Annotated in this window: 25 protein-coding genes; 13 read left to right on the forward strand and 12 right to left on the reverse strand. The window is 67.6% G+C overall.

What is annotated here, in order from left to right:
* Positions 1-3: 3 nt before the first annotated feature.
* Positions 4-900, reverse strand: a complete 897-nt coding sequence (locus tag EH199_RS14585) for a LysR family transcriptional regulator (RefSeq protein ID WP_124810025.1) — start codon at positions 898-900, stop codon at positions 4-6.
* 104 nt (positions 901-1,004) lie between these two features.
* Between EH199_RS14585 and EH199_RS14590 the strand changes: the two genes are divergently transcribed.
* A complete protein-coding gene (locus EH199_RS14590; protein WP_124810026.1) occupies positions 1,005-3,107 on the forward strand; it encodes a malate synthase G in 2,103 nt (700 codons plus the stop codon).
* A gap of 56 nt (positions 3,108-3,163) precedes the next feature.
* Complete coding sequence (locus EH199_RS14595; protein ID WP_124810027.1) at positions 3,164-3,376, forward strand: DUF4287 domain-containing protein; 213 nt, start codon at positions 3,164-3,166, stop codon at positions 3,374-3,376.
* Between the two features lie 8 nt (positions 3,377-3,384).
* Here the strand turns inward: EH199_RS14595 and rsmA are convergent, their stop codons facing one another.
* The 4 genes from rsmA to EH199_RS14615 form a co-directional block, all read right to left on the reverse strand.
* Entirely contained in the window at positions 3,385-4,218 is an 834-nt protein-coding gene (gene rsmA / locus EH199_RS14600; RefSeq protein WP_124810028.1) for a 16S rRNA (adenine(1518)-N(6)/adenine(1519)-N(6))-dimethyltransferase RsmA, read from the reverse strand.
* The gene (gene pdxA / locus EH199_RS14605) at positions 4,215-5,222 is read right to left on the reverse strand and encodes a 4-hydroxythreonine-4-phosphate dehydrogenase PdxA (protein ID WP_124810029.1); all 1,008 of its coding nucleotides are present in this window, start codon (positions 5,220-5,222) and stop codon (positions 4,215-4,217) included. The genes rsmA and pdxA overlap by 4 nt, the downstream gene beginning before the upstream one ends.
* 67 nt (positions 5,223-5,289) lie before the next feature.
* Positions 5,290-6,678: a peptidylprolyl isomerase gene (locus EH199_RS14610; protein WP_124810030.1), complete on the reverse strand. Its 1,389-nt coding sequence runs from the start codon at positions 6,676-6,678 to the stop codon at positions 5,290-5,292.
* A gap of 181 nt (positions 6,679-6,859) precedes the next feature.
* Entirely contained in the window at positions 6,860-9,136 is a 2,277-nt protein-coding gene (locus tag EH199_RS14615) for an LPS-assembly protein LptD (RefSeq protein WP_223806693.1), read from the reverse strand.
* A gap of 159 nt (positions 9,137-9,295) precedes the next feature.
* Between EH199_RS14615 and EH199_RS14620 the strand changes: the two genes are divergently transcribed.
* From EH199_RS14620 to EH199_RS14635, 4 genes are all read left to right on the forward strand, one after another.
* A complete protein-coding gene (locus tag EH199_RS14620; protein ID WP_124810032.1) occupies positions 9,296-10,753 on the forward strand; it encodes a leucyl aminopeptidase in 1,458 nt (485 codons plus the stop codon).
* A 9-nt stretch (positions 10,754-10,762) separates the two neighbouring features.
* Entirely contained in the window at positions 10,763-11,209 is a 447-nt protein-coding gene (locus EH199_RS14625; protein WP_124810033.1) for a DNA polymerase III subunit chi, read from the forward strand.
* Positions 11,210-11,310: 101 nt separating this feature from the next.
* Entirely contained in the window at positions 11,311-11,733 is a 423-nt protein-coding gene (gene ndk / locus EH199_RS14630) for a nucleoside-diphosphate kinase (RefSeq protein ID WP_124810034.1), read from the forward strand.
* 104 nt (positions 11,734-11,837) lie between these two features.
* Entirely contained in the window at positions 11,838-12,077 is a 240-nt protein-coding gene (locus EH199_RS14635) for a hypothetical protein (RefSeq protein WP_124810035.1), read from the forward strand.
* A 3-nt stretch (positions 12,078-12,080) separates the two neighbouring features.
* On the opposite strand, the gene cls is transcribed toward EH199_RS14635, so the two are convergent.
* The 3 genes from cls to purM form a co-directional block, all read right to left on the reverse strand.
* Positions 12,081-13,529: a cardiolipin synthase gene (gene cls / locus EH199_RS14640; RefSeq protein WP_124810036.1), complete on the reverse strand. Its 1,449-nt coding sequence runs from the start codon at positions 13,527-13,529 to the stop codon at positions 12,081-12,083.
* A 69-nt stretch (positions 13,530-13,598) separates the two neighbouring features.
* Positions 13,599-14,540, reverse strand: coding sequence for a phosphoribosylglycinamide formyltransferase (gene purN / locus EH199_RS14645; RefSeq protein WP_124810037.1), 942 nt, complete (start codon positions 14,538-14,540; stop codon positions 13,599-13,601).
* On the reverse strand, positions 14,533-15,642 hold the full coding sequence (purM, locus tag EH199_RS14650; protein ID WP_124810038.1) for a phosphoribosylformylglycinamidine cyclo-ligase: 1,110 nt from the start codon (positions 15,640-15,642) through the stop codon (positions 14,533-14,535). The genes purN and purM overlap by 8 nt, the downstream gene beginning before the upstream one ends.
* A gap of 112 nt (positions 15,643-15,754) precedes the next feature.
* On the opposite strand from purM, the gene EH199_RS14655 reads away from it, so the two are divergent.
* The 5 genes from EH199_RS14655 to EH199_RS14675 all read left to right on the forward strand — a co-directional run bounded on the left by EH199_RS14655 (position 15,755) and on the right by EH199_RS14675 (position 19,254).
* Positions 15,755-17,038 (forward strand): heavy-metal-associated domain-containing protein, encoded by a 1,284-nt coding sequence (locus EH199_RS14655; protein ID WP_223806694.1) that lies wholly within the window; start codon positions 15,755-15,757, stop codon positions 17,036-17,038.
* A gap of 54 nt (positions 17,039-17,092) precedes the next feature.
* A complete protein-coding gene (locus EH199_RS14660) occupies positions 17,093-17,725 on the forward strand; it encodes an ATPase (RefSeq protein ID WP_124810039.1) in 633 nt (210 codons plus the stop codon).
* A 26-nt stretch (positions 17,726-17,751) separates the two neighbouring features.
* Positions 17,752-18,474 carry a serine O-acetyltransferase EpsC gene (gene epsC / locus EH199_RS14665; RefSeq protein WP_124810040.1) on the forward strand — a complete coding sequence of 241 codons (723 nt, stop codon included), beginning with the start codon at positions 17,752-17,754 and terminating at the stop codon, positions 18,472-18,474.
* Between the two features lie 83 nt (positions 18,475-18,557).
* Entirely contained in the window at positions 18,558-18,854 is a 297-nt protein-coding gene (locus tag EH199_RS14670; protein ID WP_124810067.1) for a DUF2794 domain-containing protein, read from the forward strand.
* A complete protein-coding gene (locus EH199_RS14675; RefSeq protein WP_124810041.1) occupies positions 18,811-19,254 on the forward strand; it encodes a hypothetical protein in 444 nt (147 codons plus the stop codon). The genes EH199_RS14670 and EH199_RS14675 overlap by 44 nt, the downstream gene beginning before the upstream one ends.
* On the opposite strand, the gene EH199_RS14680 is transcribed toward EH199_RS14675, so the two are convergent.
* The gene (locus EH199_RS14680) at positions 19,208-19,819 is read right to left on the reverse strand and encodes a DUF4328 domain-containing protein (RefSeq protein ID WP_124810042.1); all 612 of its coding nucleotides are present in this window, start codon (positions 19,817-19,819) and stop codon (positions 19,208-19,210) included. The two genes, EH199_RS14675 and EH199_RS14680, sit on opposite strands and share 47 nt — an antisense overlap.
* Before the next feature lie 107 nt (positions 19,820-19,926).
* Positions 19,927-20,835: an SDR family NAD(P)-dependent oxidoreductase gene (locus EH199_RS14685; protein ID WP_124810043.1), complete on the reverse strand. Its 909-nt coding sequence runs from the start codon at positions 20,833-20,835 to the stop codon at positions 19,927-19,929.
* Between the two features lie 294 nt (positions 20,836-21,129).
* Between EH199_RS14685 and EH199_RS14690 the strand changes: the two genes are divergently transcribed.
* Positions 21,130-22,587, forward strand: a complete 1,458-nt coding sequence (locus EH199_RS14690; protein WP_124810044.1) for a porin — start codon at positions 21,130-21,132, stop codon at positions 22,585-22,587.
* A gap of 154 nt (positions 22,588-22,741) precedes the next feature.
* Here EH199_RS14690 and EH199_RS14695 read toward each other — a convergent pair whose 3' ends face one another.
* Complete coding sequence (locus EH199_RS14695) at positions 22,742-23,842, reverse strand: branched-chain amino acid aminotransferase (RefSeq protein WP_124810045.1); 1,101 nt, start codon at positions 23,840-23,842, stop codon at positions 22,742-22,744.
* A 435-nt stretch (positions 23,843-24,277) separates the two neighbouring features.
* Positions 24,278-24,874, reverse strand: coding sequence for a hypothetical protein (locus EH199_RS14700; protein WP_124810046.1), 597 nt, complete (start codon positions 24,872-24,874; stop codon positions 24,278-24,280).
* Positions 24,875-24,899: 25 nt separating this feature from the next.
* On the opposite strand from EH199_RS14700, the gene EH199_RS14705 reads away from it, so the two are divergent.
* Entirely contained in the window at positions 24,900-25,691 is a 792-nt protein-coding gene (locus EH199_RS14705; RefSeq protein ID WP_124810047.1) for a TlyA family RNA methyltransferase, read from the forward strand.
* The last annotated feature ends 3 nt before the right edge of the window (positions 25,692-25,694 follow it).

Genomic DNA, 25,694 nt, shown 5'->3' on the forward strand with positions numbered 1-25,694 from the left:
GGCTTACCGCTCCCACGGCGGCACCGGGCTGAAATGGCGGCGCAGGTGTTCGGTGAACGCGCCGACGCTGGCCGCCATGTGCTGGCCCGCCGGCCGGATCGCATAGATCGCCACGTCGTCGCTGCCCTGGTGATCGGGCAGCACGCGCACCACGCGCCCTTCGGCCAGGTCTGGCCGGATGTCCCACAGCGAACGCAGCGCGATGCCCACGCCCCCCAGCGTCAGTTCGCGCACGACCTCGCTCGAATTGGTGGCGACCACACTCTCCGCGTCGATCGTCACCGGCCGGCCGTTGGCGCTGAGCCGCCACGGCAACTGGCCACGCGCGGCGAGCAGACGGTGCCCGGCCAGGTCGCGAATCGATGCCGGCGTGCCGTGCGCGGCGAGATAGGCGGGTGACGCGCAGAGGATGCGGCGGCTTGGCGCGAGCCGCACCGCCTCCAGCCCGCGTTCGACCTGCGCGGTGATGCGGACGGCCAGGTCGATCCGTTCCGCCAGCAGATCGGTGAAGCCGTCGCTCAGCTCGATCTCGATCCGCACCTCGGGGAAGCGTTCGAGGAACGAGGGCAGCAGCGGGGCGATGAACATGCGCCCGAACGAGGTGGGGGCGGCGATGCGCAGCGGCCCTTTCGGCGCCAGCGTGCGCCCGGCGACACGCGCCTCGGCATCGTCGATGCGCGCCAGGATCGCCAGCATATCGGCATGGAAGCGCGCGCCCTGTTCGGTCAGTTCCAGCCGCCGCGTCGTGCGCCGGATCAGTTCGGCACCCAGCCGCTCCTCCAGCCGCGCCAGCCGCTTCGACACCATGGGCGGGGAAAGCCGCAGCGCGCGCGCCGCGCCGGCCAGGCTGCCGCTGGCCACGATCTGCGCGAAAAGCCGATAGTCCCGGTCGCCGTCCATTGGTTCTCTTAAGGAATGAGTGTCGTAACTTTAATCACTCTACCGAACGAGAAGGCCGAAGGCTAGAATGCGCGCATCGGAATGGATGCGCATGGGAGCAAGCGATGAGTGAACGGGTTGAACGCAGCGGTCTGAGGGTCGATGGCCAGCTGGCCGCTTTCCTCGAACAGCGCGTGCTGGCGCCGATCGGGCAGGACGCCGCCGCCTTCTGGCAGGGCTTTGCCGCGCTGTGCGATCGCCTCGTGCCGCAGAACCGCGCGCTGCTGGCCAAGCGCGATGCGCTGCAGGCGCAGATCGACGCCTGGCATCTGGCGCGCAAGGGCCAGCCGATCGACGCCGGCGCCTATCGCGCGTTCCTGACCGAGATCGGCTATCTCGTGCCCGAACCGGAGGACTTCCTGATCGGCACGCAGAACGTGGACGAGGAAATCGCCACGATGGCCGGGCCGCAGCTTGTCGTTCCCGTGCTCAACGCGCGCTTCCTGCTCAACGCCGCCAACGCGCGCTGGGGCAGCCTCTATGACGCGTTCTACGGCACCGACGCGCTCGATGCGCCGCCGGCGCGCCCCGGCGGGTATGACGAGGCGCGCGGCGCGGCGGTGATCGCTGCCGGGCGCCAGTTCCTCAATGGCGCGCTGCCCGGCTGGGAAGCGGCGCTGACCGGCGGCGAATGCCCGCATCCTTACGCCACGCGCGATGGCGGGGTGATGTTCAAGCACAACGGGTTGCACATCGAAGTGGTGATCGATCGCAATCACCCGGTGGGCAAGGGCGATCCGCTGGGCATTGCCGACATCGTGCTCGAAGCCGCGCTGACCACGATCGTCGATCTGGAGGATTCGGTCGCGGCGGTCGATGCCGAGGACAAGCTGGCGGCCTACGCCAACTGGCTGGGCGTGATCCGGGGCGATCTGGCCGATACGTTCGAGAAGGGCGGCCAGACCATCACCCGCACGTTGGCGGAAGACCGCACCTGGCACGCGCCTTCGGGATCGGCGTTCAGCCTGCCGGGGCGCAGCCTGCTGTTCGTGCGCAACGTCGGCCATCTGATGACCAATCCGGCGATCCTGCTGGCCGATGGATCGGAAATCCCCGAAGGCATCCTGGATGCGGTCATCACCTCGGCGATCAGCACGCACGACGTGAAGGGCCTTGGCCGCTTCCGCAACAGCCGCACCGGCAGCATCTATATCGTCAAGCCCAAGATGCACGGGCCGGAGGAAGTGGCTTTCACCAACACCCTGTTCGATGCGGTGGAAGACCTGCTCGGGCTGCCGCGCCACACCGTCAAGGTCGGCGTGATGGACGAGGAACGCCGCACCAGCGCCAATCTTGCCGCCTGCATCGCGGCGGTGAAGGACCGCATCGTGTTCATCAACACCGGCTTCCTCGATCGCACGGGCGACGAGATCCACACCTCGATGCAGGCCGGCGTGATGATCCGCAAGGGTGCGATGAAGGCGTCCGGCTGGATCGCCGCCTACGAAAAGCGCAACGTCTGCATCGGCCTGCACCATGGCCTTTCCGGCAAGGCGCAGATCGGCAAGGGCATGTGGGCCGCGCCGGACATGATGCGCGACATGATGGACCAGAAGATCGGCCATCCGAAGACCGGCGCCAACACCGCCTGGGTGCCTTCGCCCACGGCCGCGACGCTGCACGCCACGCACTATCACCAGGTCGATGTCTTCGCCGTCCAGAAGGACGTGGCGAAGGAGGAAACGCCCGGGCTGGACGCGCTGCTGGCCGTGCCGCTGGCGGCGGGCGCGAACTGGTCGGAAGACGAAGTGCGCGCGGAACTGGACAACAACGCGCAAGGGCTGCTGGGCTATGTCGTGCGCTGGATCGATCAGGGCGTCGGCTGCTCCAAGGTGCCCGACCTCAACGACGTGGGCCTGATGGAAGACCGCGCCACGCTGCGCATTTCCAGCCAGCACATTGCCAACTGGCTGCTGCACGGCGTTTGCTCGAAGGAGCAGGTCCTGGATTCGTTGCACCGCATGGCGGCCAAGGTCGATGCGCAGAACGCGGGCGATCCGCTCTACGAGCCGATGGCGGGCAACTGGGACACCAGCTTCGCGTTCCGCGCGGCCTGCGATCTGGTGTTCAAGGGCGTGGAGCAGCCCAACGGCTATACCGAACCGCTGCTGCACGCCTGGCGGCAGAAGAAGAAGGCGGCGATCGCCAAGGTGGCGGAGCCGGCCTGATCCGCATTGACAGGGCGCATTGACAGGGCAGGGCTCGGCATGGTTGCTTCGCGGCCATGACTGAGCCCAAAGTCACCGGACCCGCATCGTACTTCCCGTCGATCGAGAAGAAGTACGGCAAGCCGATCGCCGAATGGAAGGCACTGGTCCGCGCCGCGCTTCCGGCGAAGCATATGGAACTGGTGGCGATGCTGAAGAATCAGCACGGCATGGGCCATGGCCACGCGAATGCCATCGTGGCGCACACGCTGGCCGAGACGAACGGGTAGCCCGGCGTTTACGGCGTCAGGGCGCGCGCGATCGCGACGAATTCCGCGACATCCAATGTTTCGGCACGCCGCTGGGGGTCGATGCCCAGTGGCTCCAGCACGTCCAGCGCGCCGGGCAGGCCCTTGAGCGACTGGCGCAACATCTTGCGGCGCTGGCCGAAGGCGGCCTCGGTCACCCGTTCCAGCATCCGCGCGGAGACGCCCGCGGGCATCGCCGCCGGCTCGACATGCACGATCGCCGACATGACCTTGGGCGGCGGGGTGAACGCGCTGCGGTGCACTTTCATCGTGATGACGGGGCTGGCGCGCCACTGCGCCAGCACGGCGAGCCGGCCATAGGCATCGGTGCCGGGCCGGGCGACGATGCGTTCGGCCACTTCCAGCTGGAACATCAGCGTCAGCGATTGCCAGCGCGGCGGCCATTCCTGGCCGGAAAGCCAGCCGGTGAACAGCAGCGTGCCCACGTTGTAGGGCAGGTTGGCGGCCACGTGCCACGGCCCGTCGAACAGTGTGACGGGATCGATCCGCGTCGCGTCGCCCTCGATCACGGTCAACTGGCCGGGGAAGGCATCCGACAGTTCCGCAAGCGCCGGCAGGCAGCGCTTGTCCATCTCTATCGCGGTCACGTTCGCCCCGGCGCGCAGCAGCGCGCGGGTCAGCCCGCCGGGACCGGGGCCGACTTCCAGCACGTTCGCCCCGCGCAGGCTGCCGGGCACCTTGGCGATCCGGTCCAGCAACTGTTCGTCGAACAGGAAGTTCTGGCCCAGCGCCTTGCTGGCGAACAGACCGTGGCGGTTCACCACCTCGCGCAATGGCGGCAATTGGGGCGGTAGGTCGGTCATGCGGAAAGCCTGCGCACCGCGCATTCCCCGGCCATGCGGATTGCGGCGACGGTCGCGCCCGCGCGCGCCGTGCCCGTTCCGGCAATGGCGAAGGCCGTGCCATGGTCGGGCGAGGTGCGCACGATCGGCAACCCCAGCGTGACGTTGACGCCGGCGTCGAAATCCAGCGCCTTGAGCGGGATCAGCGCCTGATCGTGGTACATGCAGATCGCCGCGTCATAGGTTTCGCGCGCTTCGGCGTGGAACATCGTGTCCGCCGGCAAAGGCCCGCGCGCGTCGATCCCGGCGGCGCGCAGCGCGGCGACGGCGGGGGCGACCACATCGGCATCCTCGTGCCCCATGCGGCCGTCCTCGCCCGCGTGCGGGTTCAGCCCGGCGATGGCCAGCCGGGGGTGCGCGACGCCGAAATCGCGCGCCAGCGCCGCCGCCGTGATCGCGGTGCGCGTGCGGATAAGCTCGGCAGTCAGCAGGTCGGGCACGGCGCGCAGCGGAACGTGGACGGTCACGGGCACCACGCGCAGGCTTGGCCCCGCCAGCATCATCACCGCGTTCCGGGGGGTGACGCCGCAGGCTTCGGCGACGAATTCGGTCTGCCCCGGCTGGCGGAAGCCGATCGCGGCAAGGCGGCTCTTGGCGATGGGGCCGGTGACGATGCCCGCCGCGGTGCCGGACCGGGCAAGGCCGGTCGCCGTTTCCAGCGCGCGCAGCGCGAGCGCCGCGCCGGCTTCGTCGGGCTGGCCGGGGGTATAAGGGAGGTCGCCCAGGTCTATGACCGGTAGCGCGGTATCATAGACCTCCAGCGCTTCGTCCGGCCCGGCGATGGCGCGCACCGGAACCTCGATACCGCGCCGATGCGCCGCCTGTTCGAGCAGCGCCCGGCTGCCTACTACGAAGAACGGGGGCAGGGCTTCGGCGCCGCTCAGCGCCCAGGCTGCGCAGAACAGTTCGGGGCCGACACCGGCGGGATCGCCGATGCTGGCGGCGAGGGGAAGGGAAAGCGTCATAGCGGTTCCCTGTCATGCGCCGGGCCGCCGGTCCTTGCGGATTCGCAAAGACGCGGCGGGGTCAGCGTCAGTTGTATTCGATCACCGCATCGCGCCGCAGATCGCGCAGATAGGTCTGCGCGCGCTTGTTGACGCGATCGTCTTCCATCTGCTGCTGCAACTCGTCGAAACTGGGGCCGGAATCCACCTTGGGATCGTCACGCCCGCACAGCAGCAGCACGCGCACGCCGTCCTCGATCGATCCGAACGGCGGGGTCGCCTCGCCGACCGAGAGCTTGAGCAGCGTTTCCTGCAGCGCACCCGGCAGGTCGCGCGCCTTGATCTGGTCGTTGGCGACCACCGATGCGCCGATCGTCGCAGCGGCCTTTTCCGCCTCGCCGCAGCCGTGGATCGACTTCACCATGCTGGCGAAGTCGGCGGCCTTGTCGGCAGCCTGCTTTTCCGTGGTGCCCTTGGGGAACGCGATCGAGATTTGCTTGAGGCTGAGCACGGCATCGCGCGGGTCGGCGGTCAGCACCTGGCGCTTGTCGATCAGGTAGAGAATCGAGAAGCCGCCGGGAATCGGGATCGGGCCGGCAAGCTGGCCCGGGGCCATGCCGGTCGCGGCCGCGGCCAGTTCGTTGGGCAACTGGCCGAGGCGAATCCAGCCGAGATCGCCGCCGACCGCCGCCGTCGAGGCTTCGGAGAACTGGCGCGCATAGGCAACGAAGCTGCCGCCCTGCTTGATCTGCTCGACGATCTTTTCGGCGTTGGCGCGGACCTGCTGCTGGGTTTCGTCCGTCGCCGACAGGAAGATTTCGCCGATGCGGTATTCCTCGGTGCCCTTCGACGCCTGAAGCCGCTCCATCATCTCGCGCACTTCGCCGTCGGAGATGTTGATGAACGGCTGAACGTTACGGCGCAGCAGGCGCTGCCACGAAAGCTCGCCCTTGATCTGGCGCTTGAGCGAGGCGGCCGACGAGCCGATCGAGGCGAGGTACTTTTCCAGCGCCGGCACCGACTGGCCGAAGTTCTGCGTGGCCACGCGCTCGAACGTCTGGTTCACCTCGTCGTCGCCGATCTGGATGTCGGCGGCCTTGGCTTCCTGGATCTGTAGCGTTTCGTCGATCAGGTTGCGCAGCACCTGCAGGCGCAGGCGGTCCATTTCCTCCGGCCCCACCTTGTTGCCGTTGGCGTTGACGATCAGCGCCAGGCGCTGTTCCACGTCGGTGCCGGTCACGATCTCGCCGTTCACGATCGCCGTGGCACGGCGCACGTTGGGATCGCTCTTGCCGAACAGGGTGGGGTTGGCCGGGATGTTCAGGGCGCCGTTGGCGTCGGCGCTTTCCCGCACGGCCTGCGCGCTTGCGCTCGAGGCGATCGGCCCGGCGACCATGGCGGCAAGGCCCAGAACCAGCGCGCTCTGGCCGATCAGGGGACGACGGATCGGGGAAGGAAGGCGGACGGTACGCGTCATGGCAATCTGAATATCCTGTCGAACCGGCGCACCGGCATCCTTCTGCGCATTTCCCGGCAAATGGTATCGCCGGGCTTAACCCAAGCTGAGTGGCGCGGCGATAGCCGTATTGCAACGGCGAGGGAAGCGAAAGCGGGGAAAACCCCGAACGGCCGGGGTGCCGGACATCCCCAAGCGCCGGTCAACGCCCGCCCAGGCTGCGCAGCGACAGCGAGAACGAGAAGCCGTTACCCTGCTTCGCGTCGCCCGTCGTCACGTAGTCGCGCACCCAGGTGAAGGACAGGTCGAGGCAATCGTCGGTATAGGCGAAGCCCAGCCGATGCCGCAGCATCTGGAACCCGTCGGAAGCGGTGTTCGTCGGGTCCTCGGCGCGCGGCGTCAGGTTGACCACGCCCGATCCAAACACCGACCAGTATTTCGCGAAGGCCACGCGCCCGGTGAAGCGCAGCTCCTGCCGGTCGCGCAGGTCCTCGAAGGTGGAGGCGATATCGCGGTTGAGGCGGAGGTAGCCTACTTCGAAGTAGGACTTGTGTCCGCCGATGGTCGCGTCGAATTCGTTGCGGCGCAGCACGAAATCGTTGTGATCCAGCCGGAACCGGTGCGTGAACTTGACGATATCGCCAAAGCGCAGGTCGGTCCTGCCAACGATGTCGGACGCGCGGGTGGTCAGGCCGGTGCCGTCGGGCAGCAGGGTCATGTCGTTGGACAGGCGGTAGCTTTGCCCCACCGTGCTGGAAATGCGCCAGCCGGGCCGGGTCAGGCTCCAGTCGAGGCCGTAGGTGAAGCGGACGCCGTCCTCGATCCGGTCGTATCCGGGAAACCGGTTCAGCGAGAACAGGTTGGCATCGTCGAGATCGACCGAACGCGAATCCTCGTTGGGGATCGACAGGTTGCGCACGTGCGGCGTGGCGACGATCTGGAAGCGCGGGGTCAGCACCTGCGTGCCGCCCAGGAATTCGCCCACGAAGGGCCAGCGCACGTCGATCGCGGCGGTGGCGATGCCGCGCGCCTGCCAGCCGGGATTGCCGCGATAGAGCACGGTTGGCGTCAGGGCGTTCTGGTCGCTGTGATAGACGTCGCCGCGCAGCAGCCCGGTCAGCGTGATCACCTGGCCCATGCCGGTCACGGTTCGCAGGTCCCACTGCGCGCGGGCGAAGGCGCGCTGCGTATCCTGCCCGCCGGTGCGTGTGATCGCCAGCGTGTTGGCCTGCAGTTCCAGCTTGCCGCCCACGCCCGGCATATCGAGCCGGCGGCGATAGTCGATCGCCGGGATCGCGATCGGCACCTGCCCCTGGGCGTAGCCGACGCGCAGCGTCTGCACCGCCCAGCCGGCCAGGCTGAAATAGCTGTTGTCGTCGATGCGTTCGAGATTGATCGAGGAGCGCAGCCGGTCGTCGCGGCCCAGGTCATAGCGGCGCAGGAAGGTGCGGTCGCTGGCGATGCGGCCGTAGCCCGAAATGCTCCAGTTGTCGGAAAGCTGGAAGCGGCCGTTACCTTCGAAATAGCCACGGAACTGCTGGTTCTGCGCGCCCGTATTGCCCGAGACCGAGATCACCGAGCTGCGCGTGAGGTAGCCCGTGATCTGGAAGGCGCCGCTTTCGGTCAACTGGCGGTAGCGGGTCTTCACCATCGGCAGCGAGCCGGTGTAGAAGTTGCCGGTTACCGCCAGGTCCTTGTTCTGGGCGATGCGCCAGTACCAGGTCAGGCCCAGTTCGGCGCCGTTCGACGCGCCCAGCCGGAAGTCCGGGATCAGCAACCCGCTGACGGCGCGGAAGTCCGATGTGTGGGCAAGGCCGGGCAGCGGCAGCAGCGGCACGCCGAACACGTGCAGAACCGCGCCCTTGTAGCGCACCCGCTTCTGCTTGTCGTCGTAGTGGACGCGGACGGCGGTGATTTCCCAGCTCGGCTTCTTGGCGCAGCCTTCGATGTCCTCGATCGCGCAGCCCGAATAGGCGGCATCGTGCAGGATGATGTCGCCATTGTCCTCGCGCTCGCCGCTTTTCGCCGCCAGCCGCCCGCCTTCGCGCATCACGACCAGCAGGTCGTCCATCGCGCCGGCCTTCAGTTCCTCGGTCAGGTCGGCCTTGTCGGTATAGACGATGTTGCCCACGTCATCGACCATGCGGACGTTGCCTTGCGCCTGGATCGCGCCGGTCTTGCGGTTCCACGTGATCGTATCGGCGCGGACCGACTGTTCCTCGCGCCGCAGCACGACATTGCCGCGGGCGGTGACGACATCGGAGTCGTTCGCGTATTCGACCTTGTCCGCCGCGAACTGGACGGGGGTGTCATCATCCGAATCGGCGGCGGCTGGCGTGGCGGATGGCGCAGGGGCGGGCGGAGAGGCCGGAATGGCCGTCTGCGCCAGCGCGGGCCAGGCCGTGCCGAGCATCAGGCCCAGCGCCAGGCCGCCCGCCAGCTCGCGGGAAAACGGGATCAGCGCCACGCCTGCGGTCATGCGGCGCGGACGCAAGCGTCGGTAAAGGGCTTGCGGCTGCGGCCGCTTGGCGGGTTGCATGGCTTGCCTATCGCACCAGCGCGCCCTAACTGCAAATCCACAATTTCAGCCCGGACAAGACTGCGCCGGGCTGTGGCCGCTTTCCGACAGGAGCACCCGATGAACGTTGTTTTCCGCCCGGCCGCCCAAACCCGTCCCCGTCTGGTGGCCACGCTGGTGCCGCAGGGTGCCTTCCCGGCGCAGGCCGATGCCGTCGTGCGCGATGGCGCGGCCGCCGCGCGCTTCACCGGCAAGATCGGGCAGGTGTTCGAAGCCTTCGCGCAAGGTGCGGACGGTCTCCAGCGGCTCGCTTTCGCCGGCATCGGCGATGGGAGTGCGGCGGATCGCCTGTCGGCGCTGGAACGCGCCGGCGCGGCGCTGACCGCGAAATACCTGACCTCGGGCGAAACCGCGCTGGGCATCGATTTCGCCGGCAGCGGGCTGTCCGCCGAGGAAGCGGTGGCGGTGCTGTTCGGCGCGCTGCTGCGCGGCTGGCGCCTCGATGTCTATCGCACCAGGCTGACCGACGAACAGAAGCCCTCGCTGGCCGAGATTGTCGCGATCGGCGCGCCCGATGGCACCGAAGCCGCCTGGCAGGCGGAAGCCGCGCTGGCCGAAGGCGTGGCCTTCACCCGCGAACTGGTGACCGAGCCGGCGAACGTGATCTACCCCGAAAGCTTCGTCGCCCGCGCGCAGGAGCGGCTGGCCGGCCTCGGCGTGGAAATCCGTGTGCTCGACAAGGCGGAAATGACCGAACTGGGCATGGGCGCGCTGCTCGGCGTGGCGCAGGGGTCGGTCCGCGAACCGCGCATCCTGGCAATGCGCTGGAAGGGCAAGGCCGGAACCAAGCCGACCGCGTTCGTGGGCAAGGGCGTGACGTTCGACACCGGCGGCATCTCGATCAAGCCGGCCGCCGGCATGGAAGACATGAAGTGGGACATGGGTGGCGCCGCTGCCGTTGCCGGCACCATGCTCGCCCTGGCGAAGCGCAACGCCGAAGCCGACGTGATCGGCGTGTGCGGTCTGGTCGAGAACATGCCGGACGGCAACGCGCAGCGCCCCGGTGATGTCGTCACCTCGATGTCGGGGCAGACGATCGAGGTGATCAACACCGATGCCGAAGGCCGCCTCGTGCTGTGCGATGCGCTGACCTGGGTGCAGAAGGAATATGCCCCCGCCACGATCGTTGACCTTGCCACGCTGACCGGCGCGATGATCATCTCGCTCGGCCATGAACACGCCGGCCTCTTTGCCAACGACGATCTGCTCGCCAGCCAGCTCGATGCGGCGGGCAAGGCCAGCGGCGACAAGCTGTGGCGCTTCCCGATCGGGCCGGCTTACGACAAGCTGATCGACAGCCCCATCGCCGACATGAAGAACGTGGGGCCGCGCTATGGCGGGTCGATCACCGCCGCGCAGTTCATCCAGCGCTTCGTCGACAAGGGCGTGGCCTGGGCGCATCTCGACATCGCCGGCACGGTCTGGGCGGACAAGCCCGGCGCGACCTGGGACAAGGGCGCGACCGGTTTCGGCGTGCGCCTGCTCGACCGCTACGTGCGCGACGTGCTGGAAGCCTGACCGGGCACCGTGCGCGTCGACTTCTACCAGTTGAGCCGCGATCCCGCCGAAGGCGTGCTGCCACAGATCGCGCGCAACACGCTGGGGGCGGGCGCCCGGCTGCTGGTGGTGTCACAGGACGAGGCGCAGCTCGGCCGCATCGGCGAGGCGCTGTGGACGCGCCTGCCTGACAGCTTTCTCGCGCATGGACGGGCGGGCGGCGCGCACGACAGCCGCCAGCCGATTCTGCTGTCCGATACGGTAAATCCCGCCAACGGCGCGCGCTTCCTGGCGCTGGCCGACGGGGTGTGGCGCGATGCGGCGGAAGGCGCGGAGGATTTCGAGCGCGTGTTCCTGCTGTTCCCGCCCGATCGCATCGATGGCGCGCGCGATTGCTGGCGAATGCTGGGCCAGCGCGAAGGCGTGGATCGGCGCTATTGGCGGCAGGAAGGCGGCAAGTGGCGCGAAGGGCCGTAGCAGCCCGACCGCGCTCCCCGATTTTTGCGCGTCTTGCGGCGCAGCACAATCCCGGCTAGGGGCGCGCGCAACAAATCCCCAATTTCGCGAAGGAACATTCCATGGCGGTTACCCGCACGTTTTCGATCATCAAGCCCGACGCCACCCGTCGCAACCTGACGGGCGCCGTCACGGCGAAGCTCGAGGAAGCGGGCCTGCGCGTCGTTGCCTCCAAGCGCATCCACATGAGCCGCGAACAGGCCGAAGGCTTCTACGCAGTGCACAAGGAACGCCCCTTCTTCGGCGAACTCGTTGAATTCATGATCTCCGGTCCGGTCGTGGTGCAGGTGCTCGAAGGCGAAGACGCCGTGAAGCGCAACCGCGACATCATGGGCGCCACCAACCCCAAGGACGCCGCCGAAGGCACGATCCGCAAGCTCTTTGCCGAATCGATCGAAGCCAACTCGGTCCACGGTTCGGATTCCGAAGAGAACGCCGCGATCGAGATCGCGTTCTTCTTCAAGCCGGAAGAAATCGTCGGCTAATCGTTCGCACCGAACGGAAAGCATGAAGGGCCGGGGCAAGCGCTCCGGCCCTTTTGCTTTGCCTGCCGCTGCCGACCAGCTATGTCTGGCGCGGGAGACAGGCGATGCATGGCATGGGTTCGGGCGATTGCCCTTTCGAGTTCAATTTCGACGCCGCGACGTTCAAGGTCGGCGATACCGTCAGCTACCGCGTCAACGGCAGTTTCGAAGGCATGCCTTTCGTGGGCACCCTGCTGGAAGTGCATGACGATCACGTGGTGATCGCAGGCGACGCCAACGATCCCTCCTGCCGCTATCGCGGCACGCGCGAAAGCCGGCCGCAGGTCGATTACGCCGAAATCTGACTCTCAGAGCAGCGGGCTCATCATCGCGGCAAGGTTCTGCCACAGGCGGCGGGGCAGGCTGTATCCGGCCACGATCGCGGCGGTGATGGGCACGGACTGCGCGATCCAGTGGTCCTGCGTGGCCCGGATCGCGCTCGTCAGCGTCGGATCGAGAAACAGGATGTTGTTCTCGTAGTTCAGCTCGAAGCTGCGGCGGTCGAGATTGGCCGAACCGATCATCGTCACCTGCCCGTCGACGGCCATGGTCTTGGCGTGGAGCAGGCCGGGCCGGTATTCGTGGATCTTCACCCCGGCTTCCAGCAGCGCATGGTAATAGCTGCGGCAGGCGGCCGCGACGAAGCGGCTGTCGTTGCGCGCGGGCACGATCAGCACCGTGTCCACGCCGCGCCGCGCAGTGGACAGCAGCGCGTAGAGCAGTTGTTCGTCTGGCACGAAATAGGGCGTGCTGATCACCAGTTCGCGCCGCGCGGAATGGATGAGTTCGGCGAAGCAGGCGGTCATCGCCGCATACGTCAGCGTGGGGCCGGTGCCGATGACCTGCGCGATTATGTCGCCCGGCCGTTCGTCCGTCTCCTCGCAAGCGTCGATCAGCAACGGTGATACGTCGTCCCCGCCTTCGGCCATCCAGTCGGACGCGAACAGGAACTGGCATTGCCGCGTTACCGGTCCTTCCCAGCGGGTCATGATGTCCACCCACGGCGCGAAGCGGGGCTTGATGCGGAATTCGCGGTCGGCGGCGTTCTGGCTGCCGCACCAGGCGATGCGGTTGTCGATCACCAGCACCTTGCGGTGGTTGCGCAGGTCTACGCGGCCGCGCAGCATCGTCCACAGTACATTGCCCACCGGCAGCGCGGGCAGGGCTTCCACGCCCGCTTCGCGCATCATCCGCCACAGCGGCGACGATGTCATCAGGCGCGATCCCAGCGCATCGGCCAGCACGCGCACGCGCACCCCGCGCCGGGCGGCGCGGGCCATGGTTTCGGCCAGCCGCGTGCCGTTGTTGTCGGGCAACCAGATGTAGAAGCACAGGTGGACCGTGTCCCGTGCCGCCTCGATGTCCGCGATCATGCCGTCGATCGCGGCATTGCTGTCGGTGAACAGGCGGGCGGCGTTGCCACCGCCCGGCTCCAGCGCGTTGACCGTGCTCGCCAGCGCGAACGGCGCGGCATAGGGGCTCTGGCTCACCTGGCAATGCGCGGCCATGTCGCCGGGCGGGCGGGGCAGCGCGGCATCGATCTCCGCGCCGCGCCGCCTCCGGTCGCGGCTGAGCAGCGTTTCACCCAGCAGCAGGTAGCCCAGCACGCCGACGACCGGGAACATGAGGATGACCACAAGCCAGGCGACGCGCGATTCGGGTTCGCGGTGCGGCCGCAGCATGGCGCGCAACAGCGCCCATATTTCCGCCGCGACGAGAAGGAGCGCGCCGGTAACTTCAAGCTGGTAAAGCGTCATCGCCCTCTGCGTCCCACGCGCGCGGGCGCCTGTAAAGGGTCAGGCAGCGAGGAACGCGGAAAGCGCCCGTCAGAAGTCCATCATTGCGGCCAGGCGCTTGGGGGCGATGGCGGCCCAGCTTCGGCGCAGCCAGTCGGCGATGCCGTCCCAGTCGGTATCGCCCAGGTCGAGCCGGATCGCGATCCAGCCATCGCCGAAATAGGCCGGCCGGTAATAGCGCGCCGGATCGCTTTCGATCAGCTGTTCCTGTTCGTCCAGCCCGCTGATCTTGACCAGCAGCGCCGTCCGGCCGTCGCCGTGGTGGTCGATCGAGATGTAGGCGAACTTCTTGCCCTTCGTTACGCCGAAGCAAGGCATGCCGTGGCTGGTGACTTCGTCCGCCTCGGGCAGCGCCATGGCGCGTTCGCGCACTTGCGCGACAAGGTAGTCCGGCGCGGTTTCGCGCGTCACGAAGTCGGCCAGCACGCGCGAATAGAGCTGGTGTTCCGCGATCAGCACGCGCGCGGCCAGGGTGTCGCCGGTATCGCCTGGCAGGATCGCCACCGGCGTCTGGCCCAGGATCGGGCCGTCGTCGAGTTCGGCGGTGACGAGATGGACCGAGCAGCCGCCGTGGCTGTCGCCCGCCTCAATCGCGCAATCGTGCGTGTGCAGGCCCTTGTATTTCGGCAGCAGCGAGGGGTGGATGTTCAGCATCCGGCCTTCCCAGCGGCCGACGAATGCGGGGGAAAGGATGCGCATGTATCCCGCCAGCGCGATGAAGCGCGCGCCGGCGCGGACGACTTCCGCTTCCATGGCCGCGTCATGGTCGGCGCGCGCGATGCCCTTGTGCGGCAGGCAGAACGTCGCCACACCTTCGGCTTCGGCCAGCTTCAGCCCCGATGCGTCCGGGTTGTTCGAAAGCACGAGGACGATGCGGTACGGGCAGTTTTCCGCCCGGCTGGCATAGAGCAGCGCGGCCATGTTGGTGCCGCTGCCCGAGATGAAGACGGCGACGGGCGCGCGGTCAGCCAAGGTGCGTCGCTTCCCATGCGGCGCGCGCGGACCAGGTTTCGGCGCTGCCGGTCACGGTGCAGCCCTTCTCGCCCTGCACGATTTCGCCGACGCGGAACACGGTTTCGCCCGCCGTTTCAAGCTCGGCGGTCACCGACGCGACGTCCGCCGGCGCGACGGCCAGCACCATGCCCACGCCGCAGTTGAAGGTGCGCGCCATTTCCTGCGGCTCGATGTTGCCCTGCGCCTGCAGGAACGCCATCAGGCGCGGCTGTTCCCACGCGTCGGCATCGATCCGCGCATGAAGCCCGGCGGGCAGCACGCGCGGCACGTTTTCGAGCAATCCGCCGCCCGTGATATGCGCCAGCGCATGGACCCGGCCCGAACGGACCACGGGCAGCAGGCTTTTCACGTAGATCCGCGTCGGTTCGATCAGGTAATCGATCAGCAGGCGTTCGTTGTCGAACAGGGCCGGGCGTTCGAGCTTCCAGCCCTTGTCTGCGGCGAGGCGGCGCACCAGCGAATAGCCGTTGGAATGGACGCCGGACGAAGCCAGCCCCAGCAGCACGTCGCCTTCCGCCACGCGATCGCCGGTCAGTTGTTCGCCACGTTCCACCGCGCCCACGCAGAAGCCGGCAAGGTCGTAGTCGCCGGGGCCGTACATGCCCGGCATTTCCGCCGTTTCGCCACCGATCAGCGCGCAGCCGGCGATCTTGCAGCCTTCGGCGATGCCGGCGACGACCCGCTCCGCCACGCCGTTATCCAGCTTGCCGGTGGCGAAGTAGTCGAGGAAGAACAGCGGCTCCGCGCCCTGTACGATCAGGTCGTTCACGCACATCGCGACAAGATCGATACCGATGTGGTCGTGTCGGTCGTGGTCGATGGCCAGCTTGACCTTGGTGCCCACGCCATCGTTCCCGGCCACCAGCAGCGGGTCCTTGTAGCCGGCGGCGCGCAGGTCGAAAAAGCCACCGAATCCGCCGAGTTCCGCGTCCGCTCCGGGGCGGGCGGTGGCACGGGCCAAAGGGCCTATCGCCTTGACCAGCGCATTGCCTGCGGCGATGGAAACGCCAGCCTGTTCGTAGCTGTAGCTTTGGGGCGAAGGAGTGTTGTCGGTTGCCATGATCGCCGCCGCCTAGCGCTTTCCTGCTTGGATTTCCACTTGCCTTTCGGCAAAAGCGCCCGCGAAGAGGTCGCGAACAACAGGGTCCGGCGGCCATTCTACGGGAGTTCCCTTGGCCGTTCCGCGCGCAATGCAGATGCCGAAGTTGAGCCGGAAGGCCTGGATCGCCGCGGGAATCGGCGGTGCGTCGGCGCTTGCGCTGGTTTTTGCCGGCCCCGCGCTGCTTGCGCAGATCGAGGGCGATCGCGGCATCGCGCCGATCGCCAGCAACGGCGATTTCGAGGTTGGCGGCATCGAGGTGAACGTCTCGGGCGACAATGCCGAGGACGCGCGCATGAAGGGCTGGCGCGAAGCGCAGCGCAAGGGCTGGGAAAAGTTGTGGGAACACAACCATCTGGGCAGCGGCGGCGCACCGGCGCTGGATGACGGCACGATCGATTCGCTGGTGTCGGCGGTGGTGGTCGAAAAGGAGGAAATCGGCCCGCACCGCTATATCGCGCGGCTGGGCCTGATCTTCGATCGCGCCCGGACGTCGCAATATCTTGGCTTGCAGGGCGCGCACGCTAAGTCCGCGCCGATGCTGGTGATTCCCGTACTCTATCAGGGCGGTGCGGGTTCGGTGTTCGAAACGCGTACGCCCTGGCAGAAGGCCTGGGCCGATTTCCGCACCGGCGAAAGCGTGATCGACTATGTGCGCCCCAACGGTGGCGGTGCCGATTCGCTGCTGCTCACGGCCGGTCAGGTTTCGCGCCGCAGCCGCAACTGGTGGCGGCTGATCCTCGATGAATTCGGCGCGGCGGATGTGGTCGTACCGATCGCGCGGCTGGAACGGCAATGGCCGGGCGGGCCGATTCGCGGCACCTTTACCGCGCGCTATGGCCCGGATAACCGCTTCCTGGGCAGCTTTCAGCTGACCGCCGAGAGCGAGGACAAGCTGCCGGCGATGCTGGCGGATGCGGTGCGCCGGATCGATGGCATCTATGCGGGCGCGCTGGCCAATGGCCAGTTGACCCCTGACCCCACGATCAACATGGCCACCAAGATCGATCCCAAGCTGATCGAGCAGGCGCTGGGCCAGCTCGGTCCGGCGCCCGCCGCCGGTCCGGTCGCAGGTCTCGATGGCATCCCCGCGGCCGCAGCATCGACCACAGCGGCGCCCGCCACGACCTTCATCGTGCAATTCGCTACGCCCGATGGCGCGGCGGTCGATTCGGGGCTGGCCGGCGTTCGCGCGGCAGCGGGGGTGCAGGGCGTGGCGACGACCAGCATCGCGATCGGCGGCACTTCGGTGATGCGCGTGACGTTTGCCGGCGATCTTGAAGCGCTGGCGGCGGCTTTGCGCGCGCAGGGCTGGAAAGTCACGCAGGGCGCCAATGCGCTTTCTATCCGCAAGTAACCGGCGATCCGTATATGGCCGGCGGGCGCGCGCGCGTTCCGGTCGATGAATCGCATGTCGCAGATCGCCTTGCCGCTGGTGACCGCCGTGGGGGCGGAGACGATTGCCATCGGGCCGTCGCTGCAGCCGGTGATCGATGGCTTGCGCGCCGCGCCGGACTGGCCGTTCCGCACCGCGATCCTGTCCGGGCCGCCGCGTTCGGGCAAGAGCCTGCTGGCGCGCTGGTTTGCCGAAAGCGGGGTGGGGGATGTGGTGGACGACGCCGACAGCCTGCCGCAGGACGAGCTGTTCCACCGCTGGAACCGCGCCCAGGCGGAAGGCCGGCCGCTGCTGATCGTCAGCAACGCCGCCCCGGGCGAATGGAAGGTGACCCTGCCCGATCTCGCTTCCCGGCTGGGCGCGGCGCTGCCGCTGGAAATCGGCGCGCCGGATGATGCCCTGCTGGAGGCCTTGATCGAAGCGCACGCGGCGCGGCGCGGGCTGGTGCTGGGCGATGGCGCGCTGGCCTATCTGCTGCCACGCATCGAGCGGACCCATGCGGCGGCGGAACGGCTTGTCGAAACAATCGACAGGCTGAGCCTTGAGCGCAAGGCATCCGTCACCATATCGCTGCTGCGCGATGCGCTCGCCGTTTCAGGGGGCGAGGGCGGCGAGCGCACGGGCCGGCAACCGCCGCGCTTGCCTTGAGCCGTGAAAAGAGGGAGAATCGGCCCATGTTCGCGAAACTGATCGACTATCTGGATTCGATCCAGGCGCGCGATCCCGCGCCGCGTTCGCGTTGGGAAATCCTGCTCTATCCCGGCCTGTGGGCGGTGGCGCTGCATCGCGTGGCGCACTGGCTGTTTCAGGGGAAGCTCTATTTCCTGGCCCGCGCGGTGAATCACTTTTCCCGCTTCATGACCGGAATCGACATCCATCCCGGCGCGAAGATCGGCCGACACCTGTTTATCGACCACGGCTTTACCGTGATCGGGGAAACGGCCGAGATCGGCGACAACGTCACGATCTACCAGTGCGTGACGCTGGGCGGCACCAACCCCGCCAACGGCGTGCCCGGCAAGCGCCACCCCACGTTGCAGGACAACGCGATCATCGGATCGGGCGCGCAGATTCTCGGCCCGATCACGGTGGGCCAGCGCGCCCGCGTGGGGGCCAACGCGGTGGTGACCGAGGATGTGCCCGAAGGCGCCACGATGATCGGCCTCAAGGCTCGCTCCACGCTGGTCCCGGTCGAAACCTGGCTCAAGGACTTCATCCCCTATGGCACGCCCTGCAAGGAGCCGTGCGAGCCGGCGGGTGGCACCCGGGTCGATGAACTGGAGGCGGAAGTCGCCGCGCTCAAGGCGCAGGTGGCCGCGCTCGTGGCGGCTCAGCTCGAAACCGCCGATGGTGACGGAACCGCGCCGTCGCCCACGCGGCGGAGGTCGCGGACCTGAGCGGGCCGGGCGGAGCGGACGCGTCGGGCGGGGCTCCCGCCGGCACGGTCATTCCCTTTCCCCATGCGCGCGCCGTGCCGCAGGTGGCGTTCGCGCGTGACGAACTCATGCGGATTCTCGATCTCTACGGGCGCATGGTCGCGGCTGGCATCTGGCGGGACTATGCGATGGATTTCGGGCGCGATGCTGCCAGCTTCTCGGCCTTTCGGCGCACTGCCGAGCGGCCCAGCGCCCGGATCGAGAAATGCCCGGCCTTGCGGACCCGGCAGGGCATGTGGGCGCTTTATGGCGAGGCGGGGCAAGTGCTCAAGCGCGGGCATGAATTGGCCGGCGTTCTTGTCCCGCTCGAACGCAAGCTGCTCAAGGTGGTGGACGATTAGGAGATACGGCTGCGCACGCGCCGGCCTGCTGCTGTCGCTTCTGCTGCTTTCCGCCTGCTCCGACGCGGCGCCCGCACGCAAGCGCCAGAACCGCGCCGAAGCGCCGAACGGTCCGCTGATCCGCGTGCTGTTCCGTTCCGACCACTGGCTGCTGCTGGTGCCCTACCGCGCGAAAGACACGCCGCAAGCGCGGCTGGCACCCGATTGCCTGGAGCCGCTGGTGATCGATGCCACCAGCGGGGTGGCGCACCCTGTCAGCCGGGCGGAGGCACTGGCGCGGGTCCGGTCCATGCAGATGATCGGGGCCGAGCGGGGCGATTGCGCGCCTGCGCCCGCGCCGGTCCGGGGGCCGGTCAGGCAAACACCGCCGCTGTCTCCCGCGCCTGCTGCGCTTCGGTGATCTCGCCCACGATGCGATAGAGGAACCACGCGGACCCGGCGAGGCTGGCGGTTGCGCCGAAGCCGAGCACGGTGGCGACGGCATGGTTCACGTCTTCCAGGCGCTGGGCCAGGGTGGCGAGGATATTGCCGCCGATCCAGCATCCCCACCACAGGCGCAGCAACGCCTGGCCATGGCTTGCCGCTTCCGATGACGCCCCAAGGCTGGCGTCCCAGATTTCCTGCATGGCCTGGAACGGTTTGAACAGATTGGCCACCGGCACCAGATACCACGCCCAGGCGCCGTTGGGGCCATAGGTCAGCGTGGCGCCCGTCTGGCGCAGGTTGTCGTTGGCGCGATAGAGCCACATCGATGTGGTGACCGCACTGGCGACAAGGCACCCGAACTGGGCCAGACCCGCCGCGATCGCGATGCGGGCGGCCATCGGGTCGGTGGCGGCCTGATCGAGCAGGCCCAGGGCGGTGATGACGGAGAGCGCCAGATCGGCCGCCACGAACAGCAGCAGGACGATGGAAAGGGCCTTGGCGCGGCCGGCCAGTATCCGCCTGCCATCCTCGATTGTCATCGCGCTCTCCCGGTTCGCTGTTGAATCCTAGCGCGCCGGTCGGGAAAGTCAGCCGCAATCATCGCTATTGTGGTGTCATGATTGCGGCTGGCCATTCTTCCTGCCGATCAGCCTTTCATCGCGGCCTGCAATTGGCCGATGATGACCTGGCTCTGTTCCGATCCCGATGCCGGCACGAAATCGCCGGTGCGGTCGGAAATGCGGTCCCACGCCGCGGCGAAGCCTTCCACGGTGCGTTCCGCCGGCGGCAGGACCACGCCCTTGTTCATCGTGACCCACGCCGAATGGTAAGCGCCTGCGCCCGCGCCAACGATGGCGTTGCTGGGGGCGTCTTCCGAAACGAGGAACAGCGCTGCCGGGACGACGTTCTCCGGGCCGAACAGCTTGAAGGCTTCCTCGGGCAGGATGTCCTCGGTCATGCGCGTTGCCGCGACGGGGGCAAGCGTGTTGACCTTCACGTTGTATTTCGCGCCTTCGAGGTACAGCGTCTTGGTAAGTCCGGCGAGGCCGAGCTTGGCCGCGCCATAGTTCGCCTGCCCGAAGTTGCCGAACAGCCCGGTGGACGAAGCGGTCATCAGGATGCGGCCGTAGTTCTGTTCGCGCATCAGGTCCCAGCACGCCTTGGTGGCGAAGGCCGAGCCGATCAGGTGGACCTTGACCACCAGTTCGAAATCGGCGGGCTCCATCTTGGTGAAGCTCTTGTCGCGCAGGATGCCGGCGTTGTTGATTAGGACGTGGACGCCGCCCCACTTTTCCTTGGCGCGTGCGACCATCTCGGCCATCTGCTCGTATTCGGTCACCGACCCGCCGTTGGCGATGGCTTCGCCGCCGCCGGCAAGAATTTCCTCGACGACCTTCTGCGCCGCATCCGAAGCCCCGGTGCCGTCGCGCGATCCACCCAGATCGTTGACCACGACTTTGGCGCCGCGCCGTCCCAGTTCGAGCGCATAGGCGCGGCCCAGCCCACCGCCGGCGCCGGTAACGATAGCGACCCGGTCCTTGAACGAAATCGACATGCCTGTTCTCTCCAGCTGCGTTTCAGCCGCGCGTCCTAATCGCGCGGTTAAGCGATGGCGCGGGATGCCATGGCCGGGGCCGGGGTGCAACACCGCGCTTTTTCCGGGCGCGCGCGTATGACTGAAGTTTGGTCAATTGAACGTCAAAAAAGTGTAACACAAGCGTCATAATGCCCCTGCCAGGGAAGGGGCACCGCATTTCGCATCGCCTGCTTCGGGGACAATCGCGGGGCTTGCCCCGCAGCCGGATTCGCGTGCCGCAACGGCACAGGGTTTCGGCGGAAGGGGCGACTGATGAAGGGACGCGGCGCGTCAGCGCTGATCATAGCGGCCATGGTTGCGCTGCCTCCGGCAGCCGCGCGGGCGCAGAGCGTGCAAGAACTGCAGCGCCAGATCGATGAACTGAAAGCGGCCGTGCAAACGCTGACGGCGGCGCTCGCCGCGACGAAGGCGGCACCGGCGGGCGCGGCGAGCGGACAGGTGGCGGCTTCCGCAGCACCAGAACCCACACCCGCACCGGCGCCCGTGGCGCTTGCATCGGCGGCGCCAGCACCTGCCGCGCCCTTGCCGGTCGCTTCGTCCGGCACTCCCCCGCGTGCGAAAGCGTGGTACGAACGCATCCAGATGCGCGGCTATACCCAGTTGCGCTTCAACAGCATCATCTCCGGCGATGCCACCGCCCCGGGAAACCGTTCGCGCCTGCGCTCCGTTTCGGACAGCGGGCTGAACGATGCCGGCAATTTTTCGCTCCGGCGGGTGCGGCTCGTCTTCCAGGGCGACCTGACCGACCGGATCTCGTTCTATCTCCAGCACGATTTCGCCACCGCCGTCGCCAACCAGTCGGTCGGCGAACGGCGCGAGACGTTCGGACAATTGCGCGATGCCTATGTCGATGTCGCGCTGGACCGGGCCAAGCGCTTCAAGCTGCGCTTCGGGCAATCGAAAGTGCCCTATGGCTGGGAAAACCTGCAATCGTCGTCCAACCGGCTCCCGCTCGACCGTTCCGATGCCATCAACAGCGCGGTTCCGGGCGAGCGCGATCTGGGCGTGATCGCGTTCTATACGCCGGCGCGCGTGCAGCGGATCTGGGACGATCTGGGCAGGAAGGGGCAGAAGCTGTTCGGCAGCTATGGTGCGTTTTCGCTGGGTGCGTTCAACGGCCAGGGGATTGCCCGGTCCGAACAGAACAAGACGCTGATGCTAACCGCCATGGGCACATGGCCGTTCCGGCTCGACGGACTGGGCGACGCCTTTGAAGGGCAGGTGCTGGAACTGGGCGCGTCGCTGATGCGCAACAAGGTGCAGCCCGATATCCGCACCGGCGGGGTGAGCCCGGTGGCGTTCGATGACAACCGCGTGGGCCTGCACGCCATCCTCTATCCCCAGCCGTTCGGGATTCAGGCTGAATGGAACTGGGGGCGCGGGCCGGAATTCGATGTCGCGGCGCAGGCCATCCGCGCGAAGAAGCTGGACGGCGGCTATGTGCAGACGATGTACCGGGTCGAGGAATCCCCGATCGGACCGTTCATGCCCTATGCGCGCTGGCAGCGGTATCGCGGCGGCTACAAGGCGGCGATCAACGCGCCGCGCCTGGAAACCGACGAAGTGGAACTGGGCGTGGAATGGCAGCCGATCAAGGCGATCGAGCTGACGCTGGCCTATGCCCGAATGAAGCGCAACGAAGCCGATGAACGCCGCCTCGGCCGGGCGGAGGGCAGCGTCATCCGCAGTCAGTTGCAGTGGAACTACTAGAGTATGACTTGCCTTTGACCCGCTTCGTCATTGCGAGCGCAGCGAAGCAATCCAGAGCCGCGCCATGTAACTCTGGATTGCCGCGGGGCTACGCCCCTCGCAATGACGATGCGGGATGATGGACATCCGGCTCCAGATCGCCCTCCGGTGTCGGTCAGGCGATCCGCTTGACCCAGCCGTGCGTATCCGGCGCGTCGCCGCGCTGGATCGCCACCAGCTTCTGGCGCAGCTTCTGCGTGAGCTGGCCCGGGCCGCCCGATCCGATCGTGAACGCGCCATCGTGGCCGGAAACGCGGCCGACCGGGGTAACCACCGCCGCCGTGCCGCAGGCGAAGGTTTCGACGAGCCTGCCCGAAGCGGCGTCGGCCTTCCACTGGTCCAGGCTGTAGCGTCCTTCGCGCACGGTGAGGCCTTCTTCCTGCGCCAGCCGGATCAGGCTTTCGCGGGTGATGCCGGGCAGGATCGTGCCGGTCAGTTCGGGCGTGAGGATCGAACCGTCATCGAACACGAAGAACAGGTTCATGCCGCCCAGTTCCTCCACCCACTTGCGCTCGACCGCATCGAGGAACAGCACCTGGTCATGGCCGCGTTCGAAGGCTTCGGCGGTGGGGACGAGGCTGGCGGCGTAGTTGCCACCGCACTTGGCCGCGCCGGTGCCGCCCGGTGCGGCGCGCGTAAAGTCGCTCACCCAGATCGACACCGCCGGCGCGCCCGACTTGAAGTAGTTGCCGGCTGGCGAGGCGATCACCAGGAACTTGTACTGCTTCGACGGGCGCACGCCGAGGAAGGCTTCCGATGCGAACATGAACGGGCGCAGGTAAAGCGACCCGCCCTCCACGGTCGGGAACCAGTCCTTGTCGGCCAGCACCATTTCCTTCACCGCCTGCACGAACAGCGCTTCGGGCAGTTCGGGCATCGCCAGCCGGCGGGCGGAAGCGTTGAAGCGCGCCGCGTTGGCTTCCGGGCGGAACAGGGCGATGCCGCCATCGGCGAGGCGATAGGCCTTCAGCCCCTCGAAGATTTCCTGGGCATAGTGCAGCACCGCAGCGGCCGGGTTGATCGGGATCGGGCCATAGGGAATGACGGAGGCGCTATGCCAGCCGCGTTCCTCGTCCCAGTCGATCGATACCATGTGGTCGGAAAAGACCTTGCCGAAGCCCGGATCGGCCAGCACCGCCGCGCGCGCATCCGCCGCCAGCGGGGCGGGGTGGGGCAGGTGGGCGAAGGTCATTTCGGATTCGGCGAGCGTCGCCATGGCAGTCAGTCCTTCCGCAGGAATCGGCAAGGAAAGCGCCGTGAACTATTATTACGCGAAACGCAAGCAGTTTGTAATAAATGTGAAGGGCCGCCCCGGTAACCCGGAAGCAGCCCTTCGCATGGTCAGCGGCCGGAAGTGCCGCCCACGAAGCCTTTATCGCTTAATCGAAACTCAGCGATAATGCCTCGCGCGGGACTGTACCGACCTCTCTGCTGAACCATGAGACATCGGATCACCTCCTTTCGCGCTGTTGAGCCAAAGATCGCCGCCTTGCGAGCGGCTGGACCGGGAGCGTCTGAGGCCCTCCGGCCTTGACCAGAATGTGAGTCATTCGGGCGCGAACAACAAGACTTGCATTCAACTTTTTTGGCGTCAGTATCGAGACTTCGCGTGTGCAAAATGGCGCGTCGGAAAGCCCGGACGCAAGGCCCGCTAGCCCCGGCAATCCTCGATCACGCGGCCCACTTCCGACCACGCCGGCAGATAGAGCGTGGGAAGGCCGTTCACCTCCACCGCGAAGCGGCCCCGGCTGAACGCCATGGCATCCAGCAAACGGTCTCCCGCAGGCAGAACGGCCTCGAGCGTTTGCGCGCGCGAAGGGGCTGCGCTGAGCGGGCGCGTCTGCGTGCTGGTGGTTACCGACATCGGCAGCGGCCCCGGTGCCGCGCCCGCCCGCGCAATTGTCACCGTGCGGGCCGCGCGGTCGCAGCGCAGGCTGAGCAGTGCCGTGGCGCTCGGCGGGTTGGAAAACTGCGCGATGCCGCCGTTTGGCGTTGCGTGATAGAACCACGATCCCGCCGTCTGCGGGGCATCGCGCCAGTCGCGAAAGGCCGGCGGCGGCGCTGTTGTCTGCGTCGCTGGGGGTGCCGGCGTCACCCGCGGGGTGGGTTGCGGCGCCGGGGGCGGCGCCGGTGCGGCGACGCAGCCGGCAAGCGCCAGCGTAGCCGCCAGCACGGCCAGGGCGGAATTGGCCGGGGCGGAAATCGCGACGCGGGGGCGACGGTGTCGCGCGCTGTGGTTGATCTTCATGCCCGTTGTATGAAAGGAACGGGAGGTGACCTCAACCCCGCCTCCTTCCGCTTCGGTGAAGCCCACCCGACCTGCCAAGCCGGCCGCGAAGGTCCGCGTGGACCAGTTGCTGGTCGAACGCGGGCTGGTCGAAAGCCGCGCGCGGGCGCAGGCGCTGATCCTGGCGGGGCTGGTCTATGCCGGCGAGGCGAAGATCGCCAAGGCCGGGCAAACGGTGCCCGCGGACGTCGCGCTCGACGTGCGCGGGCGCGACCACCCGTGGGTTTCGCGCGGCGGAATCAAGCTGGCCCACGCGATCGCGCATTTCGCGCTGGACCCGCGCGGCGTGACCGCGATGGACGTCGGCAGTTCCACCGGCGGTTTCACCGACGTTCTGCTCCAGAATGGGGCCGATCACGTTTTCGCGGTCGATTCGGGCACCAACCAGCTGGCGTGGAAGCTGCGGCAGGACCCGCGCGTCACCGTGCTGGAACAGACCAGCGCCCGCGTGCTCACGCCTGCGCACATCGGCAGGTCGGCGAACTGGGTGGTGTGCGACGCCAGCTTCATCGCGCTGCGCAAGGTGCTGGAGGTGCCGTTGGCGCTGGCCGCGCGGCCGACGCGGCTGGTCGCCCTGATCAAGCCGCAGTTCGAGGTCGGCCGGGCGGAAGTGGGCAAGGGCGGCGTGGTGCGCGATCCGGCGCTGCACGCGCGCGTCTGTGCCGAGGTCCGGGCCTGGCTTGAGGGCGAGGGCTGGGAGGTGGATGGGATCGTGGAAAGCCCGATCACCGGCCCGGAAGGCAATGTGGAATTCCTGATCGCGGCTTTTCGCGCCTGAACC

Origin of the sequence: Novosphingobium sp. LASN5T (assembly GCF_003856955.1) — a bacterium.
Lineage (GTDB): Bacteria > Pseudomonadota > Alphaproteobacteria > Sphingomonadales > Sphingomonadaceae > Novosphingobium.

Bases quoted from the DNA above. Each gene is read 5' to 3' on its own strand.
- EH199_RS14615 (WP_223806693.1), bottom strand. From the start codon at position 9,136: ATGACCGCAGGCGTGGCGCTGATCCCGTTTTCCCGCGAGCTGGCGGGC.
- ndk (WP_124810034.1), top strand. From the start codon at position 11,311: ATGGCGGTTACCCGCACGTTTTCGATCATCAAGCCCGACGCCACCCGT.
- EH199_RS14610 (WP_124810030.1), bottom strand. From the start codon at position 6,678: ATGACGCGTACCGTCCGCCTTCCTTCCCCGATCCGTCGTCCCCTGATC.
- EH199_RS14595 (WP_124810027.1), top strand. From the start codon at position 3,164: ATGACTGAGCCCAAAGTCACCGGACCCGCATCGTACTTCCCGTCGATC.
- EH199_RS14585 (WP_124810025.1), bottom strand. From the start codon at position 900: ATGGACGGCGACCGGGACTATCGGCTTTTCGCGCAGATCGTGGCCAGC.
- EH199_RS14690 (WP_124810044.1), top strand. From the start codon at position 21,130: ATGAAGGGACGCGGCGCGTCAGCGCTGATCATAGCGGCCATGGTTGCG.
- EH199_RS14620 (WP_124810032.1), top strand. From the start codon at position 9,296: ATGAACGTTGTTTTCCGCCCGGCCGCCCAAACCCGTCCCCGTCTGGTG.
- EH199_RS14685 (WP_124810043.1), bottom strand. From the start codon at position 20,835: ATGTCGATTTCGTTCAAGGACCGGGTCGCTATCGTTACCGGCGCCGGC.
- epsC (WP_124810040.1), top strand. From the start codon at position 17,752: ATGTTCGCGAAACTGATCGACTATCTGGATTCGATCCAGGCGCGCGAT.
- purM (WP_124810038.1), bottom strand. From the start codon at position 15,642: ATGGCAACCGACAACACTCCTTCGCCCCAAAGCTACAGCTACGAACAG.
- EH199_RS14660 (WP_124810039.1), top strand. From the start codon at position 17,093: ATGTCGCAGATCGCCTTGCCGCTGGTGACCGCCGTGGGGGCGGAGACG.
- rsmA (WP_124810028.1), bottom strand. From the start codon at position 4,218: ATGACCGACCTACCGCCCCAATTGCCGCCATTGCGCGAGGTGGTGAAC.
- EH199_RS14680 (WP_124810042.1), bottom strand. From the start codon at position 19,819: ATGACAATCGAGGATGGCAGGCGGATACTGGCCGGCCGCGCCAAGGCC.
- EH199_RS14635 (WP_124810035.1), top strand. From the start codon at position 11,838: ATGCATGGCATGGGTTCGGGCGATTGCCCTTTCGAGTTCAATTTCGAC.
- EH199_RS14695 (WP_124810045.1), bottom strand. From the start codon at position 23,842: ATGGCGACGCTCGCCGAATCCGAAATGACCTTCGCCCACCTGCCCCAC.
- EH199_RS14700 (WP_124810046.1), bottom strand. From the start codon at position 24,874: ATGAAGATCAACCACAGCGCGCGACACCGTCGCCCCCGCGTCGCGATT.
- cls (WP_124810036.1), bottom strand. From the start codon at position 13,529: ATGACGCTTTACCAGCTTGAAGTTACCGGCGCGCTCCTTCTCGTCGCG.
- pdxA (WP_124810029.1), bottom strand. From the start codon at position 5,222: ATGACGCTTTCCCTTCCCCTCGCCGCCAGCATCGGCGATCCCGCCGGT.
- EH199_RS14590 (WP_124810026.1), top strand. From the start codon at position 1,005: ATGAGTGAACGGGTTGAACGCAGCGGTCTGAGGGTCGATGGCCAGCTG.